At 71.9% G+C, this 17,363-nt stretch carries 19 protein-coding genes; 6 read left to right on the top strand and 13 right to left on the bottom strand.

The window, feature by feature from the left end; genetic code table 11:
- Positions 1-266: 266 nt before the first annotated feature.
- Genes ligA through ACIP63_RS13225 form a run of 4 tightly spaced genes read right to left on the bottom strand, consistent with a single transcriptional unit; the run spans position 267 to position 4,813 of the window.
- Positions 267-2,465 carry an NAD-dependent DNA ligase LigA gene (gene ligA / locus ACIP63_RS13240; RefSeq protein ID WP_401514532.1) on the bottom strand — a complete coding sequence of 733 codons (2,199 nt, stop codon included), beginning with the start codon at positions 2,463-2,465 and terminating at the stop codon, positions 267-269.
- Positions 2,466-2,509: 44 nt separating this feature from the next.
- A complete protein-coding gene (locus ACIP63_RS13235; protein ID WP_401514529.1) occupies positions 2,510-3,535 on the bottom strand; it encodes a methionine synthase in 1,026 nt (341 codons plus the stop codon).
- Between the two features lie 33 nt (positions 3,536-3,568).
- Positions 3,569-4,258 carry an SDR family oxidoreductase gene (locus tag ACIP63_RS13230; RefSeq protein WP_356711388.1) on the bottom strand — a complete coding sequence of 230 codons (690 nt, stop codon included), beginning with the start codon at positions 4,256-4,258 and terminating at the stop codon, positions 3,569-3,571.
- A 15-nt stretch (positions 4,259-4,273) separates the two neighbouring features.
- Positions 4,274-4,813 carry a TIGR00730 family Rossman fold protein gene (locus tag ACIP63_RS13225; RefSeq protein ID WP_401514527.1) on the bottom strand — a complete coding sequence of 180 codons (540 nt, stop codon included), beginning with the start codon at positions 4,811-4,813 and terminating at the stop codon, positions 4,274-4,276.
- A 65-nt stretch (positions 4,814-4,878) separates the two neighbouring features.
- Here ACIP63_RS13225 and ACIP63_RS13220 point away from each other — a divergent pair, with 65 nt between their 5' ends.
- Together ACIP63_RS13220 and ACIP63_RS13215 are read left to right on the top strand one after the other, a co-directional pair.
- Positions 4,879-5,214: a DUF427 domain-containing protein gene (locus ACIP63_RS13220; protein WP_401514524.1), complete on the top strand. Its 336-nt coding sequence runs from the start codon at positions 4,879-4,881 to the stop codon at positions 5,212-5,214.
- 62 nt (positions 5,215-5,276) lie between these two features.
- The gene (locus tag ACIP63_RS13215) at positions 5,277-6,077 is read left to right on the top strand and encodes an alpha/beta fold hydrolase (RefSeq protein ID WP_401514522.1); all 801 of its coding nucleotides are present in this window, start codon (positions 5,277-5,279) and stop codon (positions 6,075-6,077) included.
- Positions 6,078-6,135: 58 nt separating this feature from the next.
- Here the strand turns inward: ACIP63_RS13215 and ACIP63_RS13210 are convergent, their stop codons facing one another.
- Positions 6,136-6,432, bottom strand: coding sequence for a DUF3303 family protein (locus ACIP63_RS13210; RefSeq protein ID WP_401514519.1), 297 nt, complete (start codon positions 6,430-6,432; stop codon positions 6,136-6,138).
- Positions 6,433-6,634: 202 nt separating this feature from the next.
- Between ACIP63_RS13210 and ACIP63_RS13205 the strand changes: the two genes are divergently transcribed.
- On the top strand, positions 6,635-7,462 hold the full coding sequence (locus ACIP63_RS13205) for an MBL fold metallo-hydrolase (protein WP_401514517.1): 828 nt from the start codon (positions 6,635-6,637) through the stop codon (positions 7,460-7,462).
- A 124-nt stretch (positions 7,463-7,586) separates the two neighbouring features.
- Here ACIP63_RS13205 and mnmA read toward each other — a convergent pair whose 3' ends face one another.
- The gene (gene mnmA / locus ACIP63_RS13200; RefSeq protein ID WP_401514514.1) at positions 7,587-8,720 is read right to left on the bottom strand and encodes a tRNA 2-thiouridine(34) synthase MnmA; all 1,134 of its coding nucleotides are present in this window, start codon (positions 8,718-8,720) and stop codon (positions 7,587-7,589) included.
- Positions 8,721-8,781: 61 nt separating this feature from the next.
- On the opposite strand from mnmA, the gene ACIP63_RS13195 reads away from it, so the two are divergent.
- Positions 8,782-9,477: an N-acetylmuramoyl-L-alanine amidase gene (locus tag ACIP63_RS13195; protein WP_401514512.1), complete on the top strand. Its 696-nt coding sequence runs from the start codon at positions 8,782-8,784 to the stop codon at positions 9,475-9,477.
- On the opposite strand, the gene ACIP63_RS13190 is transcribed toward ACIP63_RS13195, so the two are convergent.
- The 4 genes from ACIP63_RS13190 to ACIP63_RS13175 all read right to left on the bottom strand — a co-directional run bounded on the left by ACIP63_RS13190 (position 9,470) and on the right by ACIP63_RS13175 (position 13,235).
- Positions 9,470-10,639: a cysteine desulfurase family protein gene (locus tag ACIP63_RS13190; protein ID WP_401514509.1), complete on the bottom strand. Its 1,170-nt coding sequence runs from the start codon at positions 10,637-10,639 to the stop codon at positions 9,470-9,472. The genes ACIP63_RS13195 and ACIP63_RS13190 overlap by 8 nt on opposite strands.
- A 170-nt stretch (positions 10,640-10,809) precedes the next feature.
- A complete protein-coding gene (locus ACIP63_RS13185; protein ID WP_401514506.1) occupies positions 10,810-12,594 on the bottom strand; it encodes a protein kinase in 1,785 nt (594 codons plus the stop codon).
- A 128-nt stretch (positions 12,595-12,722) separates the two neighbouring features.
- Positions 12,723-13,064 carry a DUF4190 domain-containing protein gene (locus ACIP63_RS13180; RefSeq protein ID WP_401514504.1) on the bottom strand — a complete coding sequence of 114 codons (342 nt, stop codon included), beginning with the start codon at positions 13,062-13,064 and terminating at the stop codon, positions 12,723-12,725.
- Positions 13,065-13,079: 15 nt separating this feature from the next.
- The gene (locus ACIP63_RS13175) at positions 13,080-13,235 is read right to left on the bottom strand and encodes a hypothetical protein (protein ID WP_401514502.1); all 156 of its coding nucleotides are present in this window, start codon (positions 13,233-13,235) and stop codon (positions 13,080-13,082) included.
- A gap of 105 nt (positions 13,236-13,340) precedes the next feature.
- Between ACIP63_RS13175 and ACIP63_RS13170 the strand changes: the two genes are divergently transcribed.
- Positions 13,341-13,964: a TetR family transcriptional regulator gene (locus ACIP63_RS13170; RefSeq protein ID WP_401514500.1), complete on the top strand. Its 624-nt coding sequence runs from the start codon at positions 13,341-13,343 to the stop codon at positions 13,962-13,964.
- Between the two features lie 10 nt (positions 13,965-13,974).
- Complete coding sequence (locus ACIP63_RS13165) at positions 13,975-14,808, top strand: alpha/beta fold hydrolase (RefSeq protein WP_401514497.1); 834 nt, start codon at positions 13,975-13,977, stop codon at positions 14,806-14,808.
- Here ACIP63_RS13165 and ACIP63_RS13160 read toward each other — a convergent pair.
- The 3 genes from ACIP63_RS13160 to ACIP63_RS13150 are packed head-to-tail and all read right to left on the bottom strand — an operon-like array spanning position 14,780 to position 17,361.
- A complete protein-coding gene (locus ACIP63_RS13160; protein ID WP_401514494.1) occupies positions 14,780-15,751 on the bottom strand; it encodes a helix-turn-helix transcriptional regulator in 972 nt (323 codons plus the stop codon). The two genes, ACIP63_RS13165 and ACIP63_RS13160, sit on opposite strands and share 29 nt — an antisense overlap.
- Before the next feature lie 19 nt (positions 15,752-15,770).
- On the bottom strand, positions 15,771-16,637 hold the full coding sequence (locus ACIP63_RS13155) for a thioesterase family protein (protein WP_401514491.1): 867 nt from the start codon (positions 16,635-16,637) through the stop codon (positions 15,771-15,773).
- 52 nt (positions 16,638-16,689) lie between these two features.
- Positions 16,690-17,361: a trimeric intracellular cation channel family protein gene (locus ACIP63_RS13150; RefSeq protein ID WP_401514489.1), complete on the bottom strand. Its 672-nt coding sequence runs from the start codon at positions 17,359-17,361 to the stop codon at positions 16,690-16,692.
- Positions 17,362-17,363 lie beyond the last annotated feature (2 nt).

Here is a 17,363-nt window from a genome sequence, read left to right as displayed (position 1 = left end):
CCCAAATCCCACCACGCGGCCGGGCACGGCAGGTGCTCGTTCAACAGTAGGCCGACGAGGGGCCCCACGGGCAGCGCTCTGCAGCTCTTGCCCGAATGCGGTCCTGCACCGTTCACCTTCTGATAAGCGCCGAACGGGTGATGCGAGGCGGGCCGGCCGTCCGTCCGCGTCACCTCGTTGCCTTACTTCCCCCGTCGCTCACGGCCACGCGTCCCCGGCATCTCGATCGCGCCTCGATCAGGTCTCCACGCCCGATCGCGCCTCGATCAGGTCTCCTCGGCGGGAACGGCGGCTTCCCGGGCGGCGTCCGGCCCTTGCTCCAGGAGCACGGCGAAGCCGTCCTCGTCGAGGACGGGCACCTTCAGCTGCATCGCCTTGTCGTACTTGGACCCCGGGTTGTCGCCCACCACCACGAAGGAGGTCTTCTTCGAGACGGAGCCGGTGACCTTCGCCCCGAGGCTCTGGAGCGCCTCCTTGGCTCCGTCCCTGGTGTGGGCGGTCAGGGTGCCGGTGACCACGACGGTGAGCCCCTCCAGCGGGCGTGGCCCCTCGTCCTCGCCGGCGCCCTCGTCCTCCATCCGGACCCCGGCCTCCCGCCATTTGCGCAGGATCTCGCGGTGCCAGTCCTCGGCGAACCACTGCTTGACCGAGGCGGCGATGATCGGGCCCACCCCGTCCGCCGCGGCCAGCTCCTCCTCGGACGCCGCGTCGATCCGGTCGACGGACCGGAACTGCCGGGCCAGCTCGACGGCTGCCACCGGGCCCACGTGCCGGATCGAGAGGCCGGTGAGGATCCGGGCGAGCGGGGCCTGTCTGGCCGCCGCGATGCCTTCCAGCATGCCGAGGGCGTTCTTCTTCGGCTCGCCCTGCTGGTTGGCGAAGACCGTGGCGATCTTCTCCTCGCCCGTCTTCGGGTCACGCTTGGGCAGCCCGCTGTCGGCGTCCAGGACGTACGCCCGGATGGGCAGCAGCTGCTCCACCGTCAGCCCGAAGAGATCCCCCTCGTCGAGCAGGGGCGGCTCGGCGGGCTCCAGGGGCTTGGTCAGGGCCGCGGCCGCGACATAGCCGAAGTGGTCGATGTCCAGGCACTTGCGGCCCGCGAGATAGGCCAGCCGCTCCCGCAACTGGGCGGGGCAGGAGCGGGCGTTGGGGCAGCGGAGGTCGATGTCGGCCTCCTTCATGGGCCGCAGCGCCGTCCCGCACTCGGGGCACTCGGACGGCATGACGAACTCCCGCTCGCTGCCGTCCCGCAGATCGACGACCGGGCCGAGGATCTCCGGGATGACGTCGCCCGCCTTGCGGAGCACCACCGTGTCGCCGATGAGGACGCCCTTGGCCTTCACCACGTTCTGGTTGTGCAGGGTGGCGAACTCGACCTCCGACCCCGCCACCTCCACCGGCTCGACCTGGGCGTACGGCGTGACGCGGCCGGTGCGTCCGACGCCGACCCGGATGTTGACCAGCTTGGTGTTGACCTCCTGGGGGGCGTACTTCCAGGCGATCGCCCAGCGGGGCGCGCGCGAGGTGGAGCCCAGCCTGCCCTGGAGCGGGATCTCGTCGAGCTTGACGACGACGCCGTCGATCTCGTGCTCGACGGACTGCCGGTTCTCGCCGAACCAGGCGATGAACTCCCGGACCTCGTCGAGGGATTCGACGACCTTGTTGTGCTGGGCGGTGGGCAGGCCCCATTCCCTCAGCAGGTCGTAGGCCTGGGAGAGCCGGTCGATGTCGAAGCCCTCACGGGCTCCGATGCCGTGCACCACCATGTGGAGCGGGCGGGTGGCGGTGACCTTCGGGTCCTTCTGCCGCAGCGAACCGGCCGCCGCGTTGCGCGGGTTGGAGAAGGGCTTGTCGCCTGCCTCGACCAGCCGGGCGTTGAGCCCCTCGAAGGCCTCCATGGGGAAGAAGACCTCGCCCCGGATCTCGACGAGCTCGGGGACGTGGTCGCCCTTGAGGCGGAGCGGGATCTCGGCGATCGTGCGGACGTTGGGGGTGATGTCCTCCCCCGTGCGCCCGTCGCCCCGGGTCGCCGCGCGGGTCAGCCTGCCGTGCTCGTACGTGAGGTTGACGGCGAGGCCGTCCACCTTGAGCTCGCACAGGAAGTGGTACCCGCCCCTGCCCACGTCCTTGGCCACGCGATCGGCCCAGGCCGCGAGCTCCGCGTCGTCGAACGCGTTGTCGAGGGAGAGCAGGCGCTCACGGTGCTCGACGGAGGTGAATTCCGTCGTGTAGGGGCCGGCGACCTTCTGGGTCGGCGAGTCCGGTGTGCGCAGCTCGGGGTGCTCGTCCTCGATGGCCTCCAGCGCGCGCATCTGCCGGTCGAACTCGGCGTCGTCGATGACGGGCTGGTCCTTCACGTAATACCGGAAGCGGTGCTCCTCGATCTGCTCGGCGAGGAGTGCGTGCTGTTCCTGCACCTCCGCCGGCACACCGGTCAGCTGCTGCGCCTGCTCTTCGCCGGCCATCGACTGTTCCTCCGTTGCCCCATTAAGACCTCTACGACGACCCGTTACTCAGGGTTGTCCGCGAGCGACCTCGCGGCCCGGGCGCAGTGGGCGAGCGCGGCGCGCGCGTACGCGGGCGACGCTCCCGCCAGCCCGCAGGACGGGGTGACCACGACGGACTCGCTGAGAGTCCCCGGATTCAGCCCCAGCCTGCTCCACAACGTCCTGACCTCACTGACGCTACCGCCCGGGTCCGACAATGCGGTCGAGGCGGCGTCGACACCGGGAACCACGCCGAGGAAGAGCTGGGTGCCGCCTTCGACGGCTTCCCCGATCGCCTCCTCCTCACGCTCGGTGAGCAGGGAGAAGTCGAAGGAGACCCCGCCGACGCCGGCGCGGCGCAGCAGCGCGAACGGCACCTCCGGGGCACACGAGTGGACGACCGTGGGGCCGTCGCCGTTCACCGCGAGCAGTTCGCGCAGTGTTCCCTCGACGGCCTGGCGGTCCACGGCACGGTAGGTGCGGTAGCCGCTCGCCGACCTGACCCGCCCCTGCAGTACGGCGGTCAGCGAGGGTTCGTCGAGCTGGAGCACGACCTCGGCGCCGGGGATCCTGCGCCGCACCTCGGCGAGGTGGGAGCGCAGCCCCTCGGCCAGCGAGCCCGCCAGGTCACGGCAGGCGCCCGGGTCGCCCAGCATGGCCTCGCCGCCCCGCAGTTCCAGCGACGCCGCCAGGGTCCAGGGTCCGACGGCCTGGACCTTGAGCAGCCCCTCGTAGCCCTGGGTGAACTCCTCCAGCGCGTCGAGGTCCTCGCCGAGCCAGGAGCGGGCGCGGCGGGTGTCGCGGCCGGGGCGGTCGCTGATGCGCCAGCCGCTGGGTTCGACATGGCCGTACATCTCGACGAGCAGACCGATGGTGCGTCCGGTCATGTCCGCGCCGGGGCCCCGCGCGGGCAGCTCCGCCAGATACGGCATGCCCTGGCCGTCGGCGAAGGACCCGGTGACGGTCTTGGCCGCCTCCCGGGCGTCTCCCCCCGGCATGGAACCGATCCCGGTGGCTGCACTCGCGCTGAACCCGCTCTTCTCGCTCACGCGGAAAGCCTACGGGCCCCGGGCCGCGGGTCCTCAGCGGCCGGGGCGGACCGTCAGGTCGTTGATCTCGGCGTCCCTCGGCAGATCGAGCGCGAGCAGGATCGTGGTGGCCACCGATTCCGGGTCGATCCAGCGTGAGGCGTCGTACTCCTTGCCCTCCTGCTGGTGGACCTTGGCCTGCATGGGGCTGGCGGTGCGGCCGGGGTAGACGGAGGTGACCCTGACCCCGTTGCCGTGCTCCTCGTGGCGCAGCGAGTCGGCGAGGGCCTTGAGCCCGTGCTTGCTCGCGGCGTACGCACCCCATTCGGCGTGCGCGGCGAGCCCGGCGCCGGAGTTCACGAAGACGACGTGCCCCTGGGTGACGCGCAGCTGCGGCAGCAGCAGCCGTGTCAGCTCGGCCGGGGAGACCAGGTTGGCGTTGAGCTGGAAGTGCCAGGCCTTGGGGGTGAGGTCGCCGACCGTGCCGAGCTCGACGACGCCCGCGATGTGCAGCAGCGAGTCGAGGCGTTCGGGCATCGGCTGCTGCCCGAACGCCCAGGAGAGCCGGTCGGGGTTGCCGAGGTCGCCGACGAGTGTGCGGGCCCCGGGGTGGAGCGCGGCCAGTTCTTTGGCGCGTCCCGCGTCGCGGGCCAGCAGCACGAGTTCGTCGCCGCGCTCCAGGAGACGGCGGGCGACGGCCGCTCCGATGCCGGAGCCGGCGCCGGTGATGAGATGAGTAGGCATGGACTCATGCTCGCATCACTGCAGGCCGGCCGACTCCTCCAGGTGGGCCAGCGCACCGACGCCGTCCTCGGCGAAGAAGACGAGCTCGGTCAGCGGGACCGGCAGGAAGCCCTCGTCCTCCATGCGCCGGAACTGCTGGTGCAGGCCGTCGTAGAACCCGGCGGTGTTCAGCAGGACGACGGGCTTGGTGTGCTTGCCGTGCTTCTTCAGCTCCAGGATCTCCGTCGCCTCGTCGAGCGTCCCCGTCCCACCGACCATGATCACGATCGCGTCGGACTTCTCCAGGAGCAGCGCCTTGCGCTCGGCCAGGTCCTTGGCTGTCACCATCTCGTCGGCGTTCGTCCGCGCCTTGGCCGCCAGGAAGTCCACGGACACCCCGACGAGCCGTCCGCCGGACTCCTGGACGCCGTCGGCGACGACCTTCATCAGCCCGCTCTCCGAGCCGCCCCAGACCAGGGTGTGCCCGCCCCGGCCCAGCAGTTCGGCGAATTCACGGGCGGGCCCGGTGTAGCGCTCGTCGAGGTCGGCGGCCGAGAGGAAGACACAGATGTTCATGCGGATACCGTACGACCGGCCCCGGGTCCGGGAAGAAACCGGGCTCCCCCTCGGCTGAACCAGGTATGACCTCCACCACAGGACACACCATCACCGTCGGACCCGAAGCCGTGCACGTGCGTGCGGTGCACGACGGCCAGGTGCTCGCCGAGAGCCGCCGCCCCCTGGTGCTGCGCGAGACGGGCTGTCCCGACCGCTACTACCTGCCGCCCGAGGATGTGCGGACCGACCTGCTGACGCCCTCGGACACCCGTACGCACTGCCCGTTCAAGGGCGACGCGTCGTACTGGTCGCTGCCGGATGCGGCGGACCTCGTCTGGGCCTACCCGGAGCCCAGGGAACAAGTCGCGGCGATCAAGGGGCACTTCTGCTTCTACGCCACGGACGTGGTCGCCGACTGACCGTCAGGAATATTTCTCCGCCGCGCCGATGAGTTCCGCGGGGCCCGGCAGTCCACCCTCACATGGACAAGACTCTCTCCCGTGACGGGACGCCGATCGCGTATCGCCGCCACGGTGACGGGCCGCCGGTGATCCTGGTCGGCGGTGCCCTGAGCACCGCGGCCGACGAGGCCCCGCTGGCCGCTCTGCTGGCCCCGCGCTTCACGGTCGTCACGTACGACCGCCGGGGCCGCGGGGCGAGCGGCGACGGCGGGCCGTACGCGCCGCGCCGCGAGATCGAGGACCTGGCCGCGGTCGCGGCGACGGCGGGCAGGCGCGTCTGCGTGTTCGGCATGCTGTCGGGAGGGGCGCTGGCCCTGGAGGCGCAGGCCGCGGGGCTGCCCGTGGACCTCCTGGCGGTCTACGAGCCGCCGTACACCCCGGGCCCCGCCGGCCTCCTGTACAAGTCCCGCTGCACGGCACTGCTGCACCGGCTGCTGGCGGCGGGTGACCGGGGCGGCGCCGTCGAGCTGTATCTGTCGCGGACGGGAGTCCCGGAGGAGACGATCGCCCGCATGCGCCGGGCCCCGCTCTGGTCCGGCCTCGAAGCGGTGGCCCACACCCTCGCGTACGACGACGCCCTGCTGGGTGACGGCTCGGTCCCCGCCGACCGGCTGGCCTCGGTCACGGCGCGCACCCTGGTGGTGACCGGCGGTTTCAGCACGGAACAGGCACACAGGTCGACGCTGGCCCTCGCGGCCGCGATCCCCCGGGCCAGGCACCGCACCCTGACCGGCCAGACCCGAGAGCTGGCCCCGCACGCGATCGCGCCGGTCCTGGCCGACTTCTTCAGCAGGCACGTGTTCGCACGCCAGACGTCCTGAAACCGCCCCGCGCCGTCACGCCCGCACAGGGGTCGGACGTGACCGCGCGGGGTCACGTTCAGGATGACGCGTATCGCTCCAGACCCGTCCGTACGTCCTCGGCGGTCATCACCGGGAAGACCTCGACCCTGGCACCGAGCTGCGCGAAGAACGGCTCGGTGATGCTCGGGAGCTGAGAAGGGTCCTCCAGGTCGATGACGACGAAAGCGGTACGCACTCCGTTGTGCGGCCCGAAGTAGGCGGCCTCCGGCCGCAGCCGCTCCAGCGTGGACCGCATGAACTGCGCCATCTCGTTGTTCTCGATCATCTGGCTGGACTTCTGTGTGTCCATGTGGATCACCAGCATCGTTCTCATGGGTGCCTCTTTCTCTCGACGGCAAGCCGCTTCAGTGTTGGAGCGGTGTGACCGGGCCGCACCCAGGCCACGCCATTCGAGGGACGCGGGACTTCCGTCAGGGCTTGTTATGCGCACCGACCGGGAGAAGACTCGGATGAGGGGGTGAAGGCGCGGAGCGGACACCGGACCGTTGATGTCGTCGGGGGCGAGGAGGCCTCGGATGCTGACCCACCGGCTGGGACGTGACGTCACCGTCCTCAACGACTGCCTGCCCATACCCGGAATCGGTTTCCTGACGGTGAACGCCTTCGTGCTCCACGCCGCTGAGCCCGTCGTCGTGGACACCGGGCTCAGCCTGCCCGACCGGGGCTTCGTGGACGCGCTCGGTTCCGTCGTCGACGTCGCCGACGTGCGCTGGATCTGGCTGACCCATCCGGACCGCGACCACACCGGGGCTCTGTTCGAGCTTCTCGCCGCCGCTCCCGAGGCCCGGGTGGTGACCACCTTCCTGGGCGCGGGGATCATGTCGACCGAGCGCCCGTTGCCGACGGACCGGGTCTACCTGCTCAATCCCGGGCAGAGCCTCGACGTGGGCGACCGGACGCTGGTCGGTTTCCGGCCGCCGCTGTTCGACAACCCGGCGACCGTGGGATTCTTCGACACGGCCACGCACACCTGCTTCAGCTCCGACTGCTTCGGGGCGCCCATGCCCAGCGTCGACCTCGCCGGCTGTGACGATGTCGCGTCCGTCCCGGCCGACGACCTCCGGGCCGGTCAGCTCCTGTGGGCGACGGTCGACAGCCCCTGGGTGCACCTGGTCGACCCTGTGGCGCTCCTCGGCTCGGCCGGACCGCTGCGCGCGATGGAGCCCGAGCGCATCCTCAGCACGCACCTGCCGCCCTCCGAGGGGCGCGGGCCGGAGTTCCTCGACATGCTCGCCCACGCACCGGGGGCCGATCCCTTCATCGGCCCGGACCAGCGCGGCCTGGAGGAGATGCTGGCCGGCTTCGAGCCCCCGGCCGCCCAGCCCTCCGCGATGAGCCCATGAACCACCAGGACGCCTGGCCCGCCGGATGCCGGTAGCGCGACCCGGGCGGAGTGCGACCGGCCGTCAGAGCCTCGGCCGAGGCAAGCCGTCGCGGCTCCTGCCGGAGACGCTCCGGCCCCCTCGGTCAGCGGGAAGCCGCCGCCTTCTCCTTGCGCACCGTCGTCGCGATGGTGGCGGACCCGACGACCCGCGTCCCGTCGTACAGCACCACCGCCTGGCCCGGCGCCACGCCCCGGACCGGCTCGGTGAAGGAGACGTGGAGCGTCCCGTCGAGCAGTTCCGCGGTCACCTCGGTCTCGCCGCCGTGGGCGCGGAGCTGGGCGGTGTACGTCCCAGGGCCCGTGGGGGCGGTGCCGCACCAGCGGGGCCTGATGGCCGTGAGCGCGGTGACGTCGAGGGCTTCCACCGGGCCGACCGTCACCGTGTTGTTCACCGGGGAGATGTCCAGGACGTAGCGCGGCTTGCCGTCGGGGGCGGGGTGGCCGATGCGCAGCCCCTTGCGCTGGCCGATGGTGAAGCCGAAGGCCCCCTCGTGGGTGCCGACCTTCGTGCCGGACTCGTCGAGGATGTCACCCTCCGCGGGGCCGCCGAGGCGGCCCGCCAGGAAGCCCTGGGTGTCGCCGTCGGCGATGAAGCAGATGTCGTGGCTGTCGGGCTTCTTGGCGACCGCCAGGCCCCGGCGCTCGGCCTCGGCGCGGATCTCGTCCTTGGTGGTCAGGGTGTCACCCAGCGGGAACATCGCGTGGGCGAGCTGCTTCTCGTCCAGGACACCGAGGACGTAGCTCTGGTCCTTGGCCATGTCCGAGGCGCGGTGCATCTCCCGGGTGCCGTCCTCCTTCAGCACGACCGTGGCGTAGTGGCCGGTGCACACGGCGTCGAAGCCGAGGGCCAGCGCCTTGTCGAGGAGCGCGGCGAACTTGATCTTCTCGTTGCAGCGCAGGCAGGGGTTGGGTGTGCGCCCGGCCTCGTACTCCGCGACGAAGTCGTCCACGACGTCCTCACGGAAGCGTTCCGCCAGGTCCCAGACGTAGAACGGGATGCCGATGACGTCCGCCGCGCGGCGGGCGTCCCGGGAGTCCTCGATGGTGCAACAGCCGCGCGCGCCCGTACGGAAGGACTGCGGGTTCGCGGAGAGGGCGAGGTGCACACCGGTCACGTCGTGGCCGGCCTCGGCGGCTCGGGCCGCCGCCACGGCGGAGTCGACTCCGCCCGACATGGCGGCGAGCACACGGAGGGGGCGCTGGGAGGTCTGAGTCATAGCTCCTCCAGAGTACGGGGCTCCGGGAACCGAATGCTCGCGGATATGCGTTGAGGAGCACATGGGGAACAACGGGAGTGCCGGGTCGCCGGGAAAGGGTCCTGGTCACGGCATCAGCAGGCGCTCGCTGCTGATCGGTGGCGGTGCCGCGGCGGCGGCCACGGCCGCCGTGGCCGTGGACGAGGTCCGGCGCGTCTGGTGGCGGGTGCCCGGCGTGGAGAAGCCTCGCGAGACCGGCGAGCTGGACTACGCACCGGCGACCTGGGTCGCGGCGTCCGAGGGGAACTGGCGGCGGGCCGACCGCCCCGACGACTACGGCGTGGACCGGGTGATCATCCATGTCACCCAGGGCAGCTACGAGAGCGCGGTCAAGGTCTTCCAGGACCCGGCACACCAGGCGGCCACGCATTACATCGTCGGGCAGAACGGCCGCGTGACCCAGATGATCCGGGAGCTCGACGTGGCGTACCACGCGGGCAACCGATCGTTCAACGAACGCAGTATCGGCATCGAGCACGAGGGCTTCGTCGACCGCCCGCAGGACTTCACCACCAAGATGTACGAGTCCTCCGCGCGGCTGACGGCCGCGATATGCAAGCGGTACGGGATCCCGGTGGACCGGGAGCACATCATCGGGCACGTCGAGGTGCCCGGCACGGACCACACCGACCCCGGACCGCACTGGGACTGGACCCGCTACATGAAGCTGGTGCGCGCGGCGTCCACGGGGGGAACCAAGAAGGCCACGGCTAGCTGAGACCCGCCGTCCTGGCCCGCTCGACGGCGGGACCGATCGCCCGCGCGAGTTCCTCCACGTCCTGCCCGGTCGTGGTGTGGCCGAGCGAGAAGCGCAGCGTGCCGCGGGCCAGCGCGGGGTCGGTGCCGGTGGCCAGCAGCACATGGCTCGGCTGGGCGATGCCCGCGGTGCACGCCGAGCCCGTGGAGCATTCGATGCCCTGGGCGTCGAGCAGCAGCAGCAGGGAGTCGCCCTCGCAGCCGGGGAAGGTGAAGTGGGCGTTGGCGGGCAGCCGCCCGCCGGGGGCCGGGTCGCCGCCGAGGAGTGCGTCGGGGACGGCCTTCAGCACGGCGGCGGCCAGCTCGTCGCGGAGTGCGCCGATCTCACGGGCGAAGCCATCGCGTCCGTCGGCGGCGTGCCGCCCGGCCACGGCGAACGCGGCCACGGCGGGGACGTCGAGGGTGCCGGAGCGCACATGCCGCTCCTGGCCGCCGCCGTGCAGGACGGGCACCGGGGCCTGGTCGCGGCCGAGCAGCAGCGCCCCGATGCCGAAGGGGCCGCCGATCTTGTGCGCGCTGACCGTCATGGCGGCCAGCCCGGAGGCGGCGAAGTCGACCTCCAGCTGTCCGAACGCCTGCACCGCGTCGGAGTGCACGGGGACGCCGAACTCTCCGGCCACCTCGGCGAGTTCACGTATCGGCATGATCGTGCCGATCTCGTTGTTGGCCCACATCACGGTGACCAGGGCGACGTCGTCGGGGTCGCGTACGAGCGCCTCGCGCAGCGCGTCCGGGTGCACCCGTCCGTACGCGTCGACCGGGAGGTATTCGACGGTGGCGCCCTCGTGCTCGGCGAGCCAGTCCACCGCGTCGAGGACGGCGTGGTGCTCCACGGGGCTGGCGAGGACCCGGGTGCGCCGGGGGTCGGCGTCGCGGCGGGCCCAGTAGAGGCCCTTCACCGCGAGGTTGTCCGCCTCGGTGCCGCCGGAGGTCAGGACGACCTCGCTGGGGCGTGCCCCGAGGGCGTCGGCGAGGGTTTCTCTGGACTCCTCGACGGTACGGCGGGCCCGGCGCCCGGCAGCGTGCAAGGAGGACGCGTTGCCGGTGACGGCGAGCTGCGCGGACATCGCCGCGATCGCCTCCGGAAGCATCGGCGTGGTCGCGGCGTGGTCGAGGTAAGCCATGGTGCTGACGATTCTACGAGCCCGGGCCACGGCGCGTGCCGGGCGGCATCGCGCCATGGGCCGCGGGCGCCCGGGAGCGAGGCCGAGGGCCCCGGCCGGCGGACGCCCGGGATGACGCTGCGGGCCCCCCGGGAGGGCCCGAGGGGTCCTGCCCGCCTCCGGGCGGGCGGTCAGACGGCCGTCCAGCGCTGGGACGCATTTCCCAAGCAGCTGCTCGCCACCACTCCCCCGTTCCCCGAGCCGAGACAGCGCCCGGTGGAGACACTCACGAGAGTGCTTCCCGCCCCCACGCGCCAGCGACGCGTCTCGTCCTCGTTGCACGAGAGCAGCAGGACCCCTCCGGCCCCGGCGCTCAGGCAGGTCCTGCCCGACTCGTGGACCATCTCGAAGGACCCGTCGGACATGGGCTTGAGGGTCCAGGAGGAACCCGACCCGTCGCAGTTGCCGGCGGTCGGATAGCCGTTGAACGGGGCGACGAGACACTTGCTGTTCTCGCCGTTGCGGTAGCGGTGGGTCCCGGAGGGTGCGGTGCCCCCGGAACCGGAGCCGCCGGAGGCGTCGGAACCACCGGAGGCACTGGACCCGCCGGAGCCGCCGGAGCCGCCGGACGCATCCGACCCGCCGGAGACGTCCTGGGAACCGCCGCCGTCGGTGTCTCCGGCCCCCGGGGCGGTGGAGGATCCCCCGTCGGCGGTCTTGTCCCCTCCCTTGCCTCCCTCGCCCTTCTCCTTCTCGTTCTGCTTGTCCTTCGGCGACTTCCCCGGTGACGCCGAGCCGGACGGGCTCGCGCCCGAGGAGGCGGCGCCGGGCACCGCCGGGGCCGTGGCGGAGACGGACGGCCCGGCGGCCGCGCGGTCCTCGGGTTCCGAGATGTGGGGCAGGAGCTGGACGGCGAGTGTCGCCCCGCCCACCGTCAGGACGACGGGGAAGACGGCGAAGGCGACGCGGGTGCGCCGCGGGCGGTCCCGGAACTTCGTACGTGGCTTCCGCCCGAGGTTCCGCGTCTCCATGGACACGGGCGGCGGCAGTTCGATCTTCTGGACGTTCGCCGCGAAGGCGGCCTTCTCGTCGAGGTTCCCGCTGATGGACTCCGGCCACAGAGGAGCCGTGAACGGCCCGTGCTCCGCGGCACTGCGCACCAGCTCGGAGGCCGAGGGCCTGGCCTCGGGATCCTTGGCCAGGCAGGCCGCGACGATGTCGGCAAGAGCGGGGTCCAGCTTCCGCACCGCCTCCAGGTCGGGCTCCTCGTGCACGATGCGGTACAGCACGGCGGGGCCGGACTCCTCGCCGAAGGGCGGGCTGCCACTGGCCGCGTACGCGATGACCGAGCCCAGCGCGAACACATCGGCGGCGCCGGTCAGGTCCCGCTTCGTCGTGGCCTGTTCGGGAGCCATGTACGCCGGGGTGCCGACGACCATGCCGCTTCTGGTGAGCTGGCTCTGCTCGGTGGCCCGGGCCACGCCGAAGTCGATGACCGTGGCGCCCTCGACCGTCAGCATGACGTTGGACGGCTTGAGGTCGCGGTGCACCATGCCCAGCTCGTGCACGGGGACCAGCCCGGCGGCCGCCTCGCGCAGCAGGAGCCACAGGGTGCGGGCGGGCAGCGGGCCCTTGTGCAGCCTGACGGCGTCGCTCAGGGTGAGGCCGGGGACGTACGCGGTCGCCAGCCACGGGGGCCGGGCGTCGCGGTCGCTGGCGATCAGGGGCGCGGTGGCCTCCGCGGGCAGCTCGGCGAGGTTGTCCAGCTCGTGCCCGAAGCGGCGGACGAAGTCCTGGTCCTCGCCGGCGATCGAGGGCAGCACCTGCTTGACGGCGACGTACCGCCCCTCGTGGACTCCGAGATAGACGCGCCCCATCCCGCCGGAGCCGAGCCGGCCCGCGAGCGGAATCCCACCGATCTGTACCGGATCGCCCGCTTCCAGCGGTTTGGCACCGCTGCCCGTCAGGTCCAACACGCCCACACTGTCCCCCCGTGACACACCATTTCCGTACCGGGAAAAGTCTGGCCAGCGGGCACCGGAAGCGGAAGCGGATTCAAGAGACTCACTCCAGAAATTCACGCGGAGCGTCCCCCTCACGAACCTCAGGCCGCGAGGCTCCAGGAGACGGTGCCGTTGGCCGTGACCAGGACGGCCAGGACGACCAGGTCGGCGATGCCGAGGGCCAGCCCGAGCAGCGCGCGGCCCCGGCGGGCGGTGGAGCGGGCGAGAGCGACGATCGCCATGACGATGGCGACGGGCCCGAGCAGGATGTTCATCACGAGGAGGCCGAGCAGCCCGAGCACGAACGAGGCGACGGCGAGCCCGTCGCCCTCCCGGGTGCCGGAACGCGCCCCGGCCGAAGGGGACTCGCCGGAACGCGCCTCGTCGGAGCGGGAGTCGCGGCGGGAGTCACGCGGAGCGGTATGTGCGGTGATGAGTGTCATGGTGCGGCTCCTTCGTCAGCGGGTGCGGCGGGCGAGGCGTTCACGGACGCCGAAGACCGCCAGCCAGAGACCGATCACGGCAGCGGCGGCCAGGGCCACGGAGAGCGGGAGGTGCGCGACCGCTCCGAGGACAACCCCCAGCAGGAGCAGGGCGGCGACGAGGACGAACATGTCCGGGCCTTTCTGCGAGCTTTGAGAGTACGACTGTGCACTGACTTATGAGTCTAGACCCTGCATCACTTCCTAAACTCGGAGAACGGTTGTTTACTGAATGTCATGAGTCACACCGTCGGCATCCGCCAGGCCCAGAAGCTGAAGACCCGCCAGGCGCTGCTCGACGCGGCACTCGGACTGCTGGAGCACCAGAGCCTGAGCAGCCTGGGGCTGCGTGAGGTGACGAGGGCCGTGGGCGTGACCCCGACCGCCTTCTACCGCCACTTCGACGGCACGGCCGCGCTCGGCGTCGCCCTCGTCGAGGAGACGCTGGGCAGCCTGCACGGCATGATCGGCGCGATCCTGGCCGACACGGGGGACAGCGAGGAGCGGCTCGACCGCAGCGTCGGGCTGATAACAGGTCATGTCGCCGCGCAGCCCGCCCACTTCCGCTTCATCGCCCGCGAGCAGCACGGCGGTGTCGGGGAGGTCCGCGGGGCCATCGCCGCCCAGCTGCGCGGCTTCGCCGAGGAGGTCGCCCAGGTCCTCGGCGAGGAACCGGAGTCGGCGGGCTGGGACCGGGAGGACCTCCTGATGCTCGGCGGGCTGTACGTCGACCACATGGTGCTGACCGCGTCAGCGCTGCTGGACGCCGGTCCGGAGGGCGAGGAGGAGGTCGTCCGGGTGGCCCGGCGCCGGCTGCGCCTGGTCACGCTGGGCCGGGCCCACTGGCTGGACAAGCCGTAGGGTCGGTTTCATGAACGAGTGGACGCTGGACCGGACCTTCGTCAGCTCCGCGGGCGAGGTCCGCTGGGCCTCACTGGGGCCCGAGCAGGCTCCGCCCGTGGTCCTGGTGCACGGCACGCCCTTCTCCTCGTACGTCTGGCGTGACATCGCCCGGGGGCTGGCGCAGGACCACCGTGTGTACGTGTGGGACCTGCCGGGTTACGGCGCCTCCGCGCAGTACGACGGCCAGGACGTGTCGCTCCGCTCCCAGGCCTGGGTGCTCGCCGAACTCATCGAGCACTGGGGGCTCGACGAACCGGCCGTCGCCGCCCATGACTTCGGGGGCTGCGTCGCCCTGCGGGCCCGCCTCCTGCACGGCGCCCGCTACCGGCGTCTGGCCCTAGTGGACCCGGTGGCCCTGGCCCCGTGGGGATCGCCCGCCTACCGGCTGCTCGGGGCGCGGTCCGAGGTCTTCGGCGAGCTGCCGCCCGGACTGCACCGGGCCCTGGTGACGGAGTACGTCGGATCGGCCAGCCACCGGGGCCTGCATCCGGCGGCGCTGGAGAGCCTCGTCGCCCCCTGGTGCACGGAGGCCGGACAGCCCGCGTTCTACCGGCAGATCGCCCAGAACGACCAGCGGTTCACCGACGAGATCCAGCACCGTTACGGCGAGCTGGAGCTGCCGGTGCTGGTGTGCTGGGGCACGGAGGACACCTGGATCCCGGTGGCCCGCGGCCATGAGCTGGCCGGGATGATCCCGAGTGCCGAGCTGCGGCTGATCGAGGGGGCCGGACATCTGGTCCAGGAGGACGCGCCCGCCGAGCTCACCGCGGCCCTCACCCGTTTTCTGCGTACAGCTCCGTGACCGCGGCCGCGGCATCGGCGAGCAAGGTCCGCACCTGAAGAGGCGACAGCACCTCCAGGTTCGGACCGAAGGAGAGCAGGGAGCGCGCCCACCCGAGTTCGGGCACCGCGAGCTCGGCCAGCAGCCACTCCCCCGCCGACGCCTGCTCCGGCTCCGGCCGGCCGGTCAGCACCCCCGCGCACAGGCGTACGAAGAGGTCCAGCCGGGAGCGGTGCACGCGCACCCGGAGCCGTACGTCCCCGGGCCGCTCCTCGACCTGCCGACGCAGCTCCTCCCAGACGTCGGCGGGCTCTACGCCCTCCCTGCGCACCACGGGCTCCTCGGAGAGGACCGCCCGTCCCACCCGGTCCGCGCGGAAGAGCCGGGGCGCGCCGTCCAGATCGGCCGTCAGATACCAGACGCCCGCCTTCACCACGAGGCCGTACGGGTCGACGGTGTAGACGCGGAGCGTGTCCGTGCCGCTGTGCCGGTAGTGGAGCAGCAGCCTCCGGTCGGCGAAGACCGCGTCGTGCAGCTCACCCACGTCGACGGCGGCCTGCGGGCCGCTCATCCAGCGGACCGGGTCCACCAGGATGCGGCGGCTGGTCTGCTCGGCGGCGGGGCGGTGCGGGGCCGGGAGCGCGGCCATCACCTTGCGCAGCGCGGAGCCGAGCGCGGCGTCGAGCCCGAGCGCACTGTGGGCGCCCTGCGCGGCGAGGACGAACAGGGCGCGTGCCTCGTCGGCGGTGAGCCCGGTGACATCGGTCCGGAAGCCGGGCAGCAGCGCGATCCCCCCGTTGCGCCCCCGCTCCGCGTACACGGGCACGCCGGAGGCCGAGAGCGCCTCGACGTCCCGGTAGATGGTGCGTACGGAGACTTCGAGGCGCTCGGCGAGCTCACCGGCGGGGACCTGACCGCGGGTCTGGAGGAGCAGCAGGATGGAGAGGAGCCGGTCGGACTTCACCGCACCATTCTGGCGGGCCTCAGCCGCGGGGCGCGCGGGCGAGCTGGCGGGACTGGGCGACGAGACGGCCGGCGCTGTCCCAGACCTCCGCGTCCTCCTCCAGGAAACCGCCCGCGAGGTTGCGGGTGGTGATGGAGACGCGCAGCGGCCCGGGGGCCGGGCGGCAGCGGATGTGGGTGGTGAGCTCGATGGTGGGCGTCCAGCCCTTCAGCCCCAGCTCGAACGAGGTCGGCGGCAGCGCGTCCACGGTGAGCAGCAGCGAGAGCGGGTCCGCGTCGCGGCCGTCGGCGAGCGCGAACCAGCCCCGCATCTCGCCCTTGCCCGACGGCGCGCCGACGGCCCAGCCGACGGTCGCCGGGTCGAGCTTGATGTCCAGCCGTTCGGTGATGGCGGAGCTGCCGGGGATCGGCGCCGTCCCGTCGCTCGTGCCGAAGCACTGGTCGAGGGGCGCGATGGCCGGCGGCTCGGCCGACGTACGGACCTCGTCGGTGAGGGCGTCCAGGTCGCCGTAGGTGGCCAGCACCCGGATGCGCTCGATCTCCGTGCCGTCCTCCGCGAACTGGAAGAGCGAGGCCTCACCGGTGGAGAGCGTGCGGCCGGTGCGGACGACCTGGGTGCGGATCACGGCGGGTCCGGGGACGGAGGCCGTGAGGTAGTGCGCGGAGACCGAGAAGGGGTCGGAGTGCGGGAGCGCGTCACCGAGCGCGCGGCCGAGCATGGCGAGCAGGTAGCCGCCGTTGACCGCGTGGATGATCGTCCACCCCGCGGAGAGCTCCGCGTCGTAGACGCCTTCCTCCCGGAGCGTGACGGTGGTGTCGCGGTCGAACTCGCTGTCACCGATGGTCGCCTGTACCGCGCGTGACTCCTGCGCTGCTGCCTGTGCCATGGCATGCACGGTACACCGATCGTATTACTGAGCGGTAGCTTTTTGTTTGCCGTCACATGACGGCCGGCTTCTCCTCCGCCGTGGCCGACCGCCGGTTGTAGGCGCGCGGAGCCCGCCAGTGGAAGCGCATGGCCAGGAGCCGCAGGAGGAACGCGGTGATCGCGGCGGCGCCGCTGGTGTAGCCGTTGAGGGCGTCGAACCGGATGCAGAGGACCACCATGACGGCGCCCACGATCGCGGGCACGGCGTACAGGTCCCGGTCCCAGCGCAGCAGCGACGGCACCTCGTTGGCCAGGACGTCGCGCAGCACCCCGCCGCCGACGGCGGTGGCCAGCCCGAGGGCGGCGGACGAGGTGAGGCCGAGGCCGTACTCGTACGCCTTGACCGTGCCGGCCACGCAGAAGAGCCCCAGTCCGGCGGCGTCGAAGACGTTGACGCCGACCTGGATCCGCTCCACGTGCGGGTGCAGGAAGAAGACCAGGGCGGCCGCGACCAGCGGGGTCACGAAGTAGCCGAGATCCGTGAAGGCCGCCGGAGGGAGCGCGCCGATCATCACATCACGGAAGATCCCTCCGCCCAGCGCTGTCACCTCGGCGAGGACCGCGATGCCGAAGACATCGAAGTTCTTGCGTACGGCGAGCAGGGCACCCGAGATCGCGAAGACGAAGATTCCGACGATGTCGAGCGAATGCTGGACGGAGGGGGTGAAGAGTTCGTTGAGCACCG

This window comes from Streptomyces sp. NPDC088746 (assembly GCF_044751065.1).
Taxonomy (GTDB): domain Bacteria; phylum Actinomycetota; class Actinomycetes; order Streptomycetales; family Streptomycetaceae; genus Streptomyces.
This window is presented reverse-complemented; position numbering and strand designations above follow the sequence as displayed.

Excerpts from the sequence above, each read along its gene's own strand:
- ligA (WP_401514532.1), bottom strand. The coding sequence starts at position 2,465 with ATGGCCGGCGAAGAGCAGGCGCAGCAGCTGACCGGTGTGCCGGCGGAG.
- ACIP63_RS13230 (WP_356711388.1), bottom strand. The coding sequence starts at position 4,258 with ATGCCTACTCATCTCATCACCGGCGCCGGCTCCGGCATCGGAGCGGCC.
- ACIP63_RS13225 (WP_401514527.1), bottom strand. The coding sequence starts at position 4,813 with ATGAACATCTGTGTCTTCCTCTCGGCCGCCGACCTCGACGAGCGCTAC.
- ACIP63_RS13220 (WP_401514524.1), top strand. The coding sequence starts at position 4,879 with ATGACCTCCACCACAGGACACACCATCACCGTCGGACCCGAAGCCGTG.
- ACIP63_RS13215 (WP_401514522.1), top strand. The coding sequence starts at position 5,277 with ATGGACAAGACTCTCTCCCGTGACGGGACGCCGATCGCGTATCGCCGC.
- ACIP63_RS13210 (WP_401514519.1), bottom strand. The coding sequence starts at position 6,432 with ATGAGAACGATGCTGGTGATCCACATGGACACACAGAAGTCCAGCCAG.
- ACIP63_RS13205 (WP_401514517.1), top strand. The coding sequence starts at position 6,635 with ATGCTGACCCACCGGCTGGGACGTGACGTCACCGTCCTCAACGACTGC.
- mnmA (WP_401514514.1), bottom strand. The coding sequence starts at position 8,720 with ATGACTCAGACCTCCCAGCGCCCCCTCCGTGTGCTCGCCGCCATGTCG.
- ACIP63_RS13195 (WP_401514512.1), top strand. The coding sequence starts at position 8,782 with ATGGGGAACAACGGGAGTGCCGGGTCGCCGGGAAAGGGTCCTGGTCAC.
- ACIP63_RS13190 (WP_401514509.1), bottom strand. The coding sequence starts at position 10,639 with ATGGCTTACCTCGACCACGCCGCGACCACGCCGATGCTTCCGGAGGCG.
- ACIP63_RS13180 (WP_401514504.1), bottom strand. The coding sequence starts at position 13,064 with ATGACACTCATCACCGCACATACCGCTCCGCGTGACTCCCGCCGCGAC.
- ACIP63_RS13175 (WP_401514502.1), bottom strand. The coding sequence starts at position 13,235 with ATGTTCGTCCTCGTCGCCGCCCTGCTCCTGCTGGGGGTTGTCCTCGGA.
- ACIP63_RS13170 (WP_401514500.1), top strand. The coding sequence starts at position 13,341 with ATGAGTCACACCGTCGGCATCCGCCAGGCCCAGAAGCTGAAGACCCGC.
- ACIP63_RS13165 (WP_401514497.1), top strand. The coding sequence starts at position 13,975 with ATGAACGAGTGGACGCTGGACCGGACCTTCGTCAGCTCCGCGGGCGAG.
- ACIP63_RS13155 (WP_401514491.1), bottom strand. The coding sequence starts at position 16,637 with ATGGCACAGGCAGCAGCGCAGGAGTCACGCGCGGTACAGGCGACCATC.